A 13,367-nucleotide genomic window follows, 5' to 3' on the forward strand; every position below is an offset into this window, starting at 1 on the left:
GGCATGTGCAGGGAGAAATCTCACTTCTTCCCACTGCGTCCACAGCGGCCTTTAAGAGGCAAGGTTAAATTATCCTCCAAGCTGCGCAGTATCCAGTTGATCATTACTGTCACGTTTACTTTTATCGCGGTGCTTGTAGCCGTTCTTGTCAGTTTTATGCTGTACAACAAGTTCGCCAAGACCGCAGAAGAGAACGCCAATCTGAACATGCAACAGATCATCGAGCAGGTGAACTACAACTTGGAGCTGTATGCCAAGGGGATGCGCAATATTTATGAGAAGGCAGAGGCGCAAATTACGCTGACTCCGGATATTGGTGCTCCCATGCTCAAGGAACGAATGTCCACGCTGCTGGAATCCCGGGAAGATCTGGTCTCTGTCGCTTTGTTTACACCACAGGGCGAATTGGTCCTGAACGTACCGGGCCTGGAAATGCGCCATAATACGCAGCTGGAGAACCAAAGCTGGTATACCTCACCCCGCCGGACTTCAGAAATCTCCTTCTCGGCCCCTCACATCCAGAATCTGTTCAAGAGCAAGTATACATGGGTCGTGTCTATGAGCAAGCTCATTCAATACCGTGAAGCCGGAGTGCTCAAGACAGGGATTCTTCTGATTGACTTCAACTTCGGTACGATTGATGCACTCAGCAAACAGGTCAAGCTTGGCAAAAGAGGCTATGCCTACATTCTGGATTCCCTTGGCAATATTGTGTATCACCCGCAGCAGCAACTGATCTACGCGGGGCTGAAATATGAAAATGTGGAGCCAGTTCTGGAGTATGCTTATCGAAGCTATCTGGATGAACCCACTGGTGAGAAACGATTTATTACCGTGCGTACACTGGCCGAGACGGGATGGAAGATTGTCGGTGTAGCGTATTATGACGAGATCGTGACAACAAAGCGGGACCTGAATCAGTTTCTGTCCTGGTTCCTGGCTGTTGTAATTCTATGTGTAATCATCGTCTCAGTCCTGCTGTCTGCCCGGATTGCAAGCCCGATCCGTAAGCTGGAGCGTACGGTCAAGCAGGTGGGAGAGGGTGATCTCAATACCCCTATCAATGTCAGCGGGGCTTATGAGGTGGAGCAGTTATCCAAGCGCTTTAATCTCATGCTTCAGCGTATCCGCCAGTTGATGGAACAGATTATCTACGAACAGGAAACGAAACGTAAGGGCGAGCTTGAAGTGCTGCAATCCCAGATCAACCCGCACTTTTTGTACAATACATTGAATTCGGTCATTCGGCTCGCGGAACGCGGGAAAACCGATGAGGTGGTCACGATGATCCATTCCCTCTCGAAGTTTTTTCGCATCAGCCTTAGCAAGGGCAAGAATATCATTACCGTTCAAGAGGAACTGGACCATATCCGCCATTATTTGGTGATCCAAAGCTTTCGGTTTAAGAACAAATTCAAGTACGAGATTCACGCCCAGGATGAAGTATTGCAATGTCAGACCATCAAGCTTATATTGCAGCCCATTGTAGAGAATGCCCTGTATCACGGGATTGAGATGATGCCGGATGAGGGGCTGATCTCCATTAGGGCAGAGCTTCAGAACAAACTGATCGTTATTACTATCAGTGACAACGGCCTTGGCATGTCTAAAGAGACGCTAAGTACGGTCCTCACGGGTGTATGCAAGGTTGAGAGCGGATCGGGTGTTGGGGTGCGCAATGTGAACGAGCGAATTAAGCTCTATTACGGGCGTGAATTCGGCATTTCTTTTGAAAGCGCTTTAGAGGAAGGGACTACAGTTACGCTTACTTTCCCTGCGCTGGTGTCCCGTGAATTCGATGATGAGAAGGAGGGGGAAACTCAGGTATGATGTCAAAACGCTTTTGGCTAATCCTGTTCTGCTGTGCTGTGGCAGGGTTCACTCTCAATTCTTGCATAAGTTCGCCTCCTGATTACATCAGCACGGCCAAGACCCGGAGTGTCCATATGATTGTCAAAATGAGCAGAGGCGATTACTGGAATACCGTGAAGCTGGGAGCAGAGGCAGCAGCCCAGGAATTCAACGTCAAACTGACATTTAAAGCCCCAGATTCGGAGAGTGACATCGACGAACAGATCGCGATGGTGGAGGACGCAATCAATGAAAAAGCGGATGTCATCGTACTCGCGGCCAGTAGTTACATGGGACTAGCGCAAGTAGTGGATAAGGCAGCGGTTTTTAATAAAATCCCCGTGATTTCGGTGGATGCCGAGGTGGGCTCAGCCAGAGTCTCCACATATATTGGCTCCAATGGATATGAGGCTGGGCAAAAATCAGCCGAGCGTCTGATTAAGCTGCTGGACGCACACGGAGAGATCGGGATCATTAACTTTACGAGTTCATCGGAGAATGTCCAGCCGGTTGCGTCTACCGCAATAGATTTTGGTGCGAGGGATGCAGATGAACGGGAAAGAGGTTTTTTAAACTATGCCGCCCGCTATCCCAATATCCATGTTGTCGAGATTGCCTACACCCCCTCTAATATAGCCAATGCTGAGGAACTGACCAGGGAAATGTTGAACCAGCATCCTAGATTGAGAGGCATGGCTACCTTGAATGAAACAGCTTCACAGGGAGCGGCTAAGACGATTCAGCAGCTGGGACTAAAGGGGATCAGAATAGTGGCCTTTGACAGCTCACCATCTATGATGGAGCTGCTTCAGGACGGGACGGTCCAGGCTACAGTAGTGCAGAATCCGTTCAGCAATGGCTACTTGGCAATAAAGCACGCAGTGGAGATTCTCGAAGGCATCAAAGTCCCGGAACGAGTGGACACGGGAACCAAAATTATAGATTTGGACAATATGCTATGGCCGGAAAACCAGAAGCTGTTGTTCCCTTTTGTAAGATAATCAGGCTGATAGCTGGTGCGCATGAATGGAGGAGAGTATGAGCCCCGTAATGTGTTCACCGGCTTTTTTATGCCTTTTGTACATGAGAATTTTTATAAAACAGAGTAGTATTCTATATTCGCAACCGTTTTCAAATAAAGCATAATGTAGATATTCCCAGAGTGAGCGGGGAAAATGACAAAGAAATCAATCAGGAGGTCAATGAATAATGAAAAAAATCACTTCTGTATTACTAGCCAGCGCTATGCTGGGTGCTGCTCTTGCAGGTTGTGGAGGCAATAATAATTCTGCTAGCACAACTAGCTCCGGGGGCAACTCTGCCGGTACTACCAACACAACAAGTTCTGGTAACAACGGAGGAAAAAGCGCGGAGACACCTAAAGTTGGCGTAGCCATTTACAAATTCGACGATACATTCATGACAGGTGTCCGTAACGCGATTCAAAAATCGGCTGAAGGGATCGCCACTGTGGATATCGTAGACAGCCAAAATTCCCAGCCTACACAAAATGACAAGGTTGACTTGTTCGTCACCAAAAAATATAACGGCATGCTGATCAACCCGGTTGACCGCACCGCTGCCGGCGTAATCATCGATAAAGCTAAAACCGCAAATATTCCAGTCGTGTTCCTAAATCGTGAACCCCTCCCGGAAGATATGAAGAAATGGGACAAGGTCTACTATGTAGGCGCTAAAGCCGAAGAATCCGGCACAATGTCCGGCCAACTGATCGTTGACTATTGGAAAGCACACCCTGAAGCGGACAAGAACGGTGACGGCGTGCTCCAATACGTAATGCTTAAAGGCGAGCCTGGCCACCAAGATGCTGAGCTCCGTACTACGTATTCGATTCAAGCGGTAGAAGATGCAGGGATCAAGGTTGAAAAGCTCGCTGAAGATACTGCGATGTGGGATCGTGTAAAAGGCCAAGAGAAAATGGCTGCATTCCTCGGTTCCCATGGCGACAAGATTGAAGCTGTGTTCGCGAACAACGATGACATGGCTCTCGGCGCGATCGAAGCATTGAAAGCATCTGGATACTTCACTGGCGACAAATACATGCCGGTAGTCGGCGTTGACGCAACTGCTCCTGCGGTTCAAGCTCTGCAAGATGGCACGATGCTTGGTACGGTTCTGAACGATGCGAACAACCAAGGTAAGGCTGCAATCACTGTGGCTTCGTTACTGGCAAAAGGCGAAACACCAACCAAAGACAACGTAGGCTTCGATATCACTGATAACCAATATGTCTGGATCTCCTACAAGAAGATCACCAAAGACAATGTTGCGGATGCGAAGTAATCAATGTATTAGTGACATTCTTAAAAAGATAAACACGGGGAGCGGCTATCCGCTCCCTGATATTCCTTACGGGTAGGGAACAGGATGGAACCGCTGTGCCTCTCATGGAAAAGAAAAAAAGTGTAGGGGGCGTAACAACATGGCTCAAGCCGAGTTTTTGCTGGAAATGAACAATATCTCCAAAGAGTTTCCTGGCGTCAAGGCGTTGGATGATGTCAGCTTGAAGGTTAGACCTGGATCGGTTCATGCTCTGATGGGTGAGAACGGTGCCGGTAAATCTACATTAATGAAATGTCTCTTCGGAATCTACGCGCCGGATGCCGGTGAAATCTATCTGAATGGCGACAAAGTCTTCATTTCAAGTTCCAACGATGCGCTTAAAAATGGAATCTCAATGATACACCAGGAATTGCATCCTGTGCCGTTCCGCAGTGTGATGGAGAACATCTGGCTAGGGCGTTTTCCGACCAAAGGCATCGGACCGATTCAATTCATTGACCACAAAAAGATGTTTACGGATACAGAAAATCTTTTTAAAGATCTGGACATTGACCTGAAGCCCGAGACTTTGGTGGGTAAACTGTCCGTATCCAAAATCCAATCCATTGAAATCGCGAAGGCTGTCTCTTTTCATTCCCGTGTCATTGTGATGGATGAACCTACTTCGTCCTTGACCAGTGTGGAAGTGGAGCATTTGTTCCGAATTATCCGGGATTTGAAAAAAAGAGGCGTAGCTATTATCTATATATCGCACAAAATGGAGGAAATTCTCGAAATCTCCGATGATGTCACCATCATGCGTGACGGTAAAAAGATTGGTACCTGGCCGGCCGCGGAGATGACCACCGATCTGATTATCTCCAAAATGGTAGGCCGTGATTTGACCAACCGCTTCCCTGAGCGCTTCAATGTGCCGAGTGAAGTCTATCTGAAAGTGGAGGGTTTGACTTCAACGGAAGAACGTTCGTTCAAGGATATTTCTTTCGAGTTGCGGCGTGGTGAAATTTTGGGAATTGGCGGTCTTGTCGGGGCGCAACGTACAGAAGTTATAGAAGCATTGTTCGGTCTTCGTAATCTCAAATCAGGTTCCATTTCGATCAAAGGAAAGCAGGTCAAGATCAATTCGCCTAAAGATGCGAAGAAACATGGCCTTGCGCTTTTGACGGAGGAACGGCGTGTTACGGGTATTTTCCCGGTATTATCTGTGCATGAGAATGGAGCCATTGCTAACCTTGACCGCTACCAGAAGCCTTATATGCTGCTGAACGGGAAGAAGAAAAAAGCAGAAGTCGACAAAATGATCGAAAAACTCCGCACGAAAACACCGACGACCAAGACCCAAATAATGAACCTGTCCGGCGGTAATCAGCAAAAGGTACTGCTGGCCAGATGGCTGCTTACCGAACCGGAGGTTCTCCTTCTGGATGAGCCAACACGGGGGATCGACGTAGGTGCAAAGTTCGAAATTTATACGATCATCGCGGATTTGGCGAAGCAGGGCAAGAGCATCATTATGATTTCCTCGGAAATGCCAGAGCTGCTAGGCATGTCCGACCGGGTCATGGTTATGTCTGAAGGGAAACTGACAGGGATCTTAGAAGGCGAGCAGGCTACGGAAACGGAAGTTATGCGACTCGCCGCACAGCACTAGGTTAGGGACAGATTAGCTTGTGAAAAGAGTTGAAATTCCCATAACAAGGTTATTATTACGGTTTTAGTTACGCGAAGCGTAACAGATTATGCTTACGATGGGAGTTACACTACGTGTAACTTTAAGGAGGAACAACTAATGAACGTTAGAAAAGCTCAGTCCTTTGTCACCCAAAACGCCATCTACATCGTATTGGTGTTGCTTATTCTGGGAATAGCACTTTATGAACCTAGTTTTATCTCTGTGAATACTCTGCGTGACATTATGATTCAATCATCCACACGGATTATCATCGCGCTTGGCGTTGCTTTTATTCTGATTACAGCCGGTACAGACTTGTCTGCAGGACGGGTCGTTGGCTTCACGGCGGTGATATCTGCTTCGATGCTGCAGATTCCCGATTATTCACGTCGCTTCTTCCCCGATCTACCGCAACTGAATGTCCTGCTTCCTATTGCGATCGCTATCATCGCAGGTCTTATCTGTGGACTCATAAATGGTCTAGTCGTCTCCAAGCTCAATGTACCACCGTTTATTGCCACGCTGGGCACAATGGTTATCGTGTACGGTCTTAATTCCTTGTATTTTGATATGGAGCCCAACCAGTCCCAGCCAATCGGCGGTCTGCGTCCCGACTTCACCAAAATTGGTTCCGGCTTCTTCGGCAGCGGCCAATATTCGATACCATTCATAGTCATCATAGCCCTGGTCGTCGCAGCCATAGTCTGGGTAGTCTTTAACAAAACCAAACTTGGCAAGAACATGTACGCTATCGGTGGTAACATTCAAGCGGCCAAAGTATCCGGTATCGACGTATCCAAGAATTTAATCTACATCTATGCGATTGCTGGTGCCCTCTATGGTCTGGCGGGTGTTCTTGAAGCTGCAAGAACAGGCGGCGCTACGAACAACTATGGCAACATGTATGAGCTTGACGCCATCGCAGCCTGCGTAGTCGGCGGTGTATCCACCACGGGCGGTATCGGTACCGTGCCGGGCGTTCTGGTCGGGGTTATCATCTTCACCCTGATCAACTACGGTCTGACCTTTATCGGCATCAGCCCGTACTACCAGTTGATTATCAAAGGTCTGATTATTATCGCGGCAGTGGCGTTTGATATGCGGAAGTATTCATCGAAAAGATAATCGGGCTTGAGGATAACGTTGTGACTGCGGGGAGTGCTTGAACTTTCGGCCGTTGTTGTCTCCAGATTTCTTCGATTGAAACCACTGAGCGCGGTTGAAATCTGGAGACCGCGTATGCTTTCGATCCGAGCTTTCCTGCGGAAAGCTTTTGGACGGACGCTACACTCCTACAGTTCCAAGCCTCCCCTTCGTCACGTCTCGATCCTCTCGCTGAGGGGGCAGGGCAGTACAAAAGCGTTTGCTATTTCTCGCAAACGCTTTTTTGGTATTTCGCTTGCTGGGCTCCGAAATGAACAAAAATGATATTAAAAACACGTTTCACAAATCGTTACGAAATGATGTGACTTAAATCACACAGATGAGGTCTTTTCTTTTCATATACTTGACATATTCCAAGTAGATGAAAGCGAGGACTGCTTTATGCTTAGCGAAAAGACAATAAAAATCATACAATCTACGGTTCCAGTACTAGAAATACACGGTACGGAGATCACCAAGCGGTTCTACCAATTGTTGTTCAGCAGTCATCCTGAACTATTGAATATTTTTAATCATGCGAATCAAAGCCAGGGGAGACAGCAAGCAGCCCTCGCCAATGCCATATACGCCGCGGCTAAACATATCGACAAACTAGAGACGATTCTCCCGGTAGTGAAACAGATTGCCCACAAGCATCGCAGTCTTGGCGTGCAAGCAGAGCATTACCCTATTGTTGGACAGAACTTGCTTACAGCCATTAAAGATGTTCTAGGTGATGGTGCGACGGACGAGATTATTCAGGCCTGGGGAGAGGCATATGGAGTCATTGCGGGTGTCTTTATCGAGGTAGAAGCCGAAATGTACGGGCAGGCACAACAGCAGCAAGGAGGATGGACAGATTTCAGAGCCTTCCGGGTGGAGCAAAAAGTGAAAGAGAGTGGCGTTATCACCTCCTTTTATCTAGTGCCGCAGGATGGAGGAGAACTAGCTTCCTTTGAGCCGGGACAGTACGTTAGTGTAAAAGTGGAAATCCCAGGGGAGATCCATACACATATTCGTCAGTACAGTCTATCCGATGCTCCGGGTAAACCGTACTACAGAATTTCCGTTAAGCGTGAGGATGCGGGGGCTGGTCGGCCAGCGGGGAAAGTCTCGGTGTTCTTACATGATCAGGTCAAGGTGGGAGATGTGCTATGGTTGTCTGCGCCTGCTGGAGAATTTACACTGGATCAGCAGGATTCCCGACCAGTTGTACTTATAAGTGGGGGCGTGGGATTAACACCACTCGTTAGCATGCTAAGTACTTTGATTGCTGCGAAGACGGAGCGTCAAGTCACTTTTATCCACGCCGCTTTGAATAGCGATGTGCATGCACTCAGACGACAGGTAGTGGAACTCTCCGAGCGCTCTCAGAACATCCATACCTATTTTTGCTATGAAAAGCCGACAGCCCAGGATAGAGAACAGAAGGCTTATGATAAAGAGGGCTATATCGACCTGCCTTGGTTGAAGCAGGTAGTTTCTACCCAAGACGCGAGCTTTTATTTCTGTGGCCCCGTTCCGTTTATGCGGACTGTACATGGCCTGTTGAAGGCTTGGGGTGTTCCTGCTGCAGATGTTCATTATGAGTTTTTTGGACCTGCCGGCAGCTTGGAAGAGGATGCAGACAGCTCCAAAGAGGACGTTTCACTACAGTGTTAATTTGTGGAATGAGACTCTGATTTTATCTGGCTGCGCAGCAGGCGGTTAATCGTCTCACGGCGAAGTCCGATGAATTGACCGATCTCATCTTGTGTCAGCACATCGGTTAACGTGGCTGGTGAGATATAGACTTGGAACCAAGATTGCAATTTCTGAAGCTTCTCCCCGGGAGAGACGGTGGTAAGCTGATCTATTCGTTGCTGCATGATCCGCAGCCTATCCTGCAATTGAATGGCGATTTCCCGATAGCGGTCAGGGTTTTGTTCCAAATGCTGATACCACTCTATTTCGGGCAAAACTTCGATTTCACAAGTGACAAGCGCAATGGCTGTACCGTAATAGGGGTTAGAACTGATCAGCGAGTGATGCGGAATGATCTCTCCCGGTACAATGAGATTGACCAAAATCTGTGATCCATCTTGATGGAGCCGCACTATTTTTAACATGCCACTTTTTAAGTGATATAGTGGTCCGGAATCGCCTTGCCTGAATAATGTTTCACCTTTATGTAGTATCATAATTAACCTCCGTAAATATAAAGAAGCGAAAATCGGGCTAACTGATTTTCGCTTGTATTCTTTTTTAACAGTATAACAGGTTTGAAAGCATCGGGTTCGTGGTGTGTGAAAGAAGTGTTTGAATGCTAAAGGTGGAAAAAATTAACATTTTATTCTTTGGATCAGGCATAATTTTGTTTAATCTCGAGGAACGAATGGATGGTAGAGGAATTATGTACGACAACCTGCTAGTTGAGCCTGACCGTCAAGTGAGTGTGGACGATGATTTGGTCTTGTTTATAGAGGATAAGCGAACGGGGAAGCTTGGGACTGTGTAGGTGCAAAGTGCTCGTCTGAAAGTAGTTTTCCATAGCAAAGCTAGCATTGAAACAGGAACTGTCGACAGATTTTAACCACTAGAAGTGGTGTATTCCCTTCGTCAGTCGTTTTACTGTGAAAAAAGAGGGGCACCTCCCCAACTAACAGCATTTTCGTACCTTATTTTTCTTTAATATAGGCAAAAGAGGTGAATAAGGGTATTATTGTATCTTAATTTTCGAAAAAGCACGCTGAACAGGGTATTCTGGAAGATTTAAGGTACAAAAATGCCGCTAATTTAACTTGAATACATTTTATATAAGCATTCTCTTTTCTTGGCTATGTTTGTTTTTTTATGCGTTCTATATAGACGGCGGTACATTCCAGAAATGTGAAACAACAGCGAGGGAAGTAATCTTCCGTTCACATAGCATTCGCTCAGTCGCCCAGCCACTAGCCCATCCAACTGTTAACGATTTAGCTGTCAGAAAACCGCAGCCAATGGTTTACTTTTTATCTGTAGGCCCCGCATCCGTAGGGCGGGGCCGTTCCCATTGCACCCGCCCACAGCGGGTGTATTTGTGTTGTTTACACTCGCAGGAAGCAGAGTGCCAGGCTGAAAGCAGGGGAGGAAACGGGAGGGATGCGGAGAAGCGAAGCGTTCGCCTGAAAGCTTTCCGCAGGGAAGCTCGCTTCGGAAGCATAACCTCGCCTCATTTCAAACGTAATGGCGGTTCAATCCAGAAATGTGAGAACAACAGCGATTGGAGCAACCCCCCGTTCACGGAGCGCCCGCCCAGCCGCACAGCCCACCACTAGGCACATGCCCAACCGATTTCCATGCGAATAAATGACACACAAACGCCCGCATTCCCATATCCTATAGGCAAATGCCTGTGTTAAAGGGGAGCGACTGAATGCTGAGGATCAAGCTGAATGAGCTGAGGGGCGGCGGGAGCGATGGCAGCTTCATAAAGGCCGATGTGTGGAAATGGGACGGGATTGAGTGGAGTGAGTATATCGTTCAGCAGGAAGAAGAATTCATTCGGGCGGATGACGACCTGTTCGTTAGTCTTCCGGCTGAACCAGGATTATATCGTGTGGACTATTCCAGCAAGTCCTTGGAGGCTCCGCTGGAGCAGTCTGAGGTGCAGATCAAGGAATTGCGGACGATAACCCTGCATCCGGCTCCTTTCAAGCTAAAAGATGGGACACTTTGGGGGTATATCAACGACGAAGGAACTACAGTAATTGAGCCCCGTTATGAGTATGCGGAGGATTTTCAGCCTAATGGGTTGGCTGTGGTCCAGCTGAAGGACAACAGCGGCCTGATTGACAATACCGGGCAGGAGCGGGTGAAGCCGGTTTATTCATTTATCGGGCCTTTTTTAGAGGGCCGGGCCGTCGTTTCCGATGCGAAAGGGTATACCTTTATTGATGAGCAAGGCCATGAAGTGACTTCTGCGCGGGTAGATTATCTGAATTCGCTCCATGAAGGCCGTGCTCTTTTTTCAAAACAGGGGTCGGGTCAGGCATCGCGTTACGGTTATTGGGATCGTCAGGGCAAAGAAGTGCTCCCTGCGGTTTATGAGGATGCGAGCGATTTTATGAACGGGACCGCGCTGGTGAAGATCGCCGATGGTGAATACGCGCTCATTGACCCCGATGGGCATCGTCTTTACACGTATAAACATCCTTTCGTAGGCAGTCCAGGGGAAGGTCTGCTGTCCTACCAAGAGACGGAGAATGGGAAATACGGATATTTGAACAAGGATGGAAGTGTGGCTATTCAGCCGCAATTTACGGCCGCACTACCTTTTTACGAGGGCCGGGCGGTAGTGAATACAGCGGAGAACTTCGGGAATGCATACGGTCTTATTGACAAGCAGGGACGAATGATTATCCCGGCCAAGTATTATGAGCTCCAGCAGCTTGGAGAGGGCCGGGTTGCATTAGGAACACCCATATATCCCTCACAGCCGTATCGCGGTTCCCGATACGTGATTGCGGACGCAGAAAATGGCCGGATTCTTAATACCCATACCCTGCTCGGCGTGAATAATTACCATGAGGGTCTGGCCTCCGTCTATGACGCCAAAGAAACCTATTTTATTGATAAAAGTGGCAGGAGGGCAGCTCAGCCTCCGGTGATTCCAGGCACGGGAACCCTCAGCTTCAGCGGGCGCCTGATTCGGGCGAATATTGATCAGCGTACATCCTATTATGACCGCAGCGGCAAACAAGTTTGGCGGCAGAACGGCGTTATTCCCCTGCGTGCCCCATACTCTGTACTTGAGAAGAAATATAAGCCGAATTTTGATTATCTGGTGTATTATCCGGTTGTGGAGGGGATCTCCAATAAGGATGTGGCCAGGGAGGTTAATGACAAGCTGCGGAAGCTTTCGAAGGCGGAAGATATCGGCAGTGGCGGTCCTTCACAGGATTTTAGTTATACCGGTGACTTTTCTGTATCCTTTTTCCGCAAAAATCTGCTGGTGTTGGAGCTGAACGGCTACCGATTCCCTTTCGGGGCAGCCCACGGCATGCCGACCAAGATCCATACCCATATCAATCTGCGTAATGGCAGATTTTATACATTGCGTGACTTGTTTAAGCCGGGAAGCAAATATGTAGAGAAGCTGAGTGAAATTGTCGGAAAACAGATCGAAAATGACCCCCAGTATTCGTATGTGTTCCCTGGTACCTACAAGGGGATTGCTGCCGACCAGCCGTTTTTTGTAGATGAGGATGCGCTGTCCCTTTATTTTGCACCGTATGAGATAGCACCTTATTCTGCAGGGTTTCCGACCTTCCGTATTCCCTATGCGGAGATCATGGGTCTGATTTCGACAGAAGGCGAATTCTGGCAGTCCTTTCATTGAGATATTGCAACCATCGAATGCTCGCTAATCAGGCGTGCATTCTTTTTTTACGGCCAGACATACTTCCTATCGCTCGAATATTGTCAGAAATTAGAAGCGCACAGCAAAGTGATGTGTGCTACAATGACTGAGGAACTTATTACAGTTTTGTAATTATTGCAGCCACGTTGTCCTGGCATACCGCACACCACAACACAACACAAGAATAGGGAGATGGCAGAATGAAGAGCAGAACTTTAAGAGCAATGATAGGCGGAAGTGTAGCAGCTGTTATGGCGCTTAGCATTACTCTTCCATTAACGGCCAATGCGGCCAGCAGTGTACAGGTGACTACCACCACCACAACCCTCAGCTATGATGAACTATTGAAATACCTTAGCAATTTAAATATAAAAGGCTTTCCTTTTAATTTTGACAATGTTACCGGCGTGTCCAAGCCTCAAACGACACCAGCGCCTGTAGCGACGCCAGCACCAACACCGGCTAAACCGGTGGCAACTCCAAAACCAGCACCTACAGCACCACCGAAAGCTACCCCGGTTCCGGCCAAGCCAGTGCCAACTCAGGCACCAGCTGTGGGACAAGCAGGTACGTATGTCCAGCAAATTGTGACACTCGTGAACAAGGAGCGTGCGGCAGCAGGACTGTCTCCAGTAAGCGCGCTGGATAGCTTGAATAAAGTAGCAGCTACAAAAGCAACCGATATGCGGACTAATAACTATTTCGATCATACTTCCCCAACCTATGGATCACCTTTTGATATGATGAAATCCTTCGGAATTACGTACAGAGCAGCAGGCGAGAATATCGCCATGGGTCAACGCTCTCCGGAAGAAGTAATGACAGCCTGGATGAACAGCCCGGGTCACCGTGCCAACATCCTGAATAAGGATTTTAACTACATTGGTGTTGGTTTTGACAACAACTATTGGGTGCAGGAGTTTATCGGAAAATAGAATGTTTGGCCTAGTATTACATGCATCGTTCTCCCGGCAGAGCCGGGGGGACGATTTTTTTTATAGTTTTGGTCGAAATTGG

General features: G+C 48.0%; 10 protein-coding genes. 9 read left to right on the forward strand and 1 reads right to left on the reverse strand.

All coding sequences use genetic code 11. From position 1 onward, the window contains the following. Positions 1-3 precede the first annotated feature (3 nt). The 6 genes from ACFVRY_RS05235 to hmpA all read left to right on the forward strand — a co-directional run bounded on the left by ACFVRY_RS05235 (position 4) and on the right by hmpA (position 8,632). Positions 4-1,830 carry a sensor histidine kinase gene (locus ACFVRY_RS05235; RefSeq protein ID WP_387498028.1) on the forward strand — a complete coding sequence of 609 codons (1,827 nt, stop codon included), beginning with the start codon at positions 4-6 and terminating at the stop codon, positions 1,828-1,830. Next, positions 1,827-2,852, forward strand: coding sequence for a substrate-binding domain-containing protein (locus tag ACFVRY_RS05240; RefSeq protein ID WP_387498030.1), 1,026 nt, complete (start codon positions 1,827-1,829; stop codon positions 2,850-2,852). Before ACFVRY_RS05235 ends, ACFVRY_RS05240 begins: the two co-directional genes overlap by 4 nt. Before the next feature lie 208 nt (positions 2,853-3,060). Beyond that, the gene (locus ACFVRY_RS05245; RefSeq protein ID WP_387498032.1) at positions 3,061-4,155 is read left to right on the forward strand and encodes a galactose ABC transporter substrate-binding protein; all 1,095 of its coding nucleotides are present in this window, start codon (positions 3,061-3,063) and stop codon (positions 4,153-4,155) included. 139 nt (positions 4,156-4,294) lie between these two features. After that, positions 4,295-5,806: a sugar ABC transporter ATP-binding protein gene (locus tag ACFVRY_RS05250; protein WP_387498034.1), complete on the forward strand. Its 1,512-nt coding sequence runs from the start codon at positions 4,295-4,297 to the stop codon at positions 5,804-5,806. Positions 5,807-5,944: 138 nt separating this feature from the next. Next, positions 5,945-6,952 carry a galactose/methyl galactoside ABC transporter permease MglC gene (mglC, locus tag ACFVRY_RS05255; RefSeq protein WP_066362994.1) on the forward strand — a complete coding sequence of 336 codons (1,008 nt, stop codon included), beginning with the start codon at positions 5,945-5,947 and terminating at the stop codon, positions 6,950-6,952. A gap of 420 nt (positions 6,953-7,372) precedes the next feature. Then, positions 7,373-8,632, forward strand: a complete 1,260-nt coding sequence (hmpA, locus tag ACFVRY_RS05260; RefSeq protein WP_387498037.1) for an NO-inducible flavohemoprotein — start codon at positions 7,373-7,375, stop codon at positions 8,630-8,632. On the opposite strand, the gene ACFVRY_RS05265 is transcribed toward hmpA, so the two are convergent. After that, the gene (locus ACFVRY_RS05265; RefSeq protein WP_387498039.1) at positions 8,629-9,150 is read right to left on the reverse strand and encodes a Crp/Fnr family transcriptional regulator; all 522 of its coding nucleotides are present in this window, start codon (positions 9,148-9,150) and stop codon (positions 8,629-8,631) included. The genes hmpA and ACFVRY_RS05265 overlap by 4 nt on opposite strands. A gap of 173 nt (positions 9,151-9,323) precedes the next feature. Between ACFVRY_RS05265 and ACFVRY_RS05270 the strand changes: the two genes are divergently transcribed. The 3 genes from ACFVRY_RS05270 (at position 9,324) to ACFVRY_RS05280 (ending at position 13,285) form a co-directional block, all read left to right on the forward strand. Beyond that, complete coding sequence (locus ACFVRY_RS05270) at positions 9,324-9,467, forward strand: hypothetical protein (RefSeq protein ID WP_387498041.1); 144 nt, start codon at positions 9,324-9,326, stop codon at positions 9,465-9,467. Positions 9,468-10,364: 897 nt separating this feature from the next. After that, positions 10,365-12,329 (forward strand): WG repeat-containing protein, encoded by a 1,965-nt coding sequence (locus ACFVRY_RS05275; protein WP_387498043.1) that lies wholly within the window; start codon positions 10,365-10,367, stop codon positions 12,327-12,329. A 221-nt stretch (positions 12,330-12,550) separates the two neighbouring features. Continuing rightward, positions 12,551-13,285, forward strand: coding sequence for a CAP domain-containing protein (locus ACFVRY_RS05280; RefSeq protein WP_387498045.1), 735 nt, complete (start codon positions 12,551-12,553; stop codon positions 13,283-13,285). Positions 13,286-13,367 lie beyond the last annotated feature (82 nt).

This window comes from Paenibacillus sp. NPDC057934, assembly GCF_042887565.1.
Classification (GTDB): domain Bacteria; phylum Bacillota; class Bacilli; order Paenibacillales; family Paenibacillaceae; genus Paenibacillus_AQ.

Bases quoted from the DNA above. Each gene is read 5' to 3' on its own strand.
- ACFVRY_RS05235 (WP_387498028.1), top strand. From the start codon at position 4: ATGTGCAGGGAGAAATCTCACTTCTTCCCACTGCGTCCACAGCGGCCT.
- ACFVRY_RS05240 (WP_387498030.1), top strand. From the start codon at position 1,827: ATGATGTCAAAACGCTTTTGGCTAATCCTGTTCTGCTGTGCTGTGGCA.
- ACFVRY_RS05245 (WP_387498032.1), top strand. From the start codon at position 3,061: ATGAAAAAAATCACTTCTGTATTACTAGCCAGCGCTATGCTGGGTGCT.
- ACFVRY_RS05250 (WP_387498034.1), top strand. From the start codon at position 4,295: ATGGCTCAAGCCGAGTTTTTGCTGGAAATGAACAATATCTCCAAAGAG.
- mglC (WP_066362994.1), top strand. From the start codon at position 5,945: ATGAACGTTAGAAAAGCTCAGTCCTTTGTCACCCAAAACGCCATCTAC.
- hmpA (WP_387498037.1), top strand. From the start codon at position 7,373: ATGCTTAGCGAAAAGACAATAAAAATCATACAATCTACGGTTCCAGTA.
- ACFVRY_RS05265 (WP_387498039.1), bottom strand. From the start codon at position 9,150: ATGATACTACATAAAGGTGAAACATTATTCAGGCAAGGCGATTCCGGA.
- ACFVRY_RS05275 (WP_387498043.1), top strand. From the start codon at position 10,365: ATGCTGAGGATCAAGCTGAATGAGCTGAGGGGCGGCGGGAGCGATGGC.
- ACFVRY_RS05280 (WP_387498045.1), top strand. From the start codon at position 12,551: ATGAAGAGCAGAACTTTAAGAGCAATGATAGGCGGAAGTGTAGCAGCT.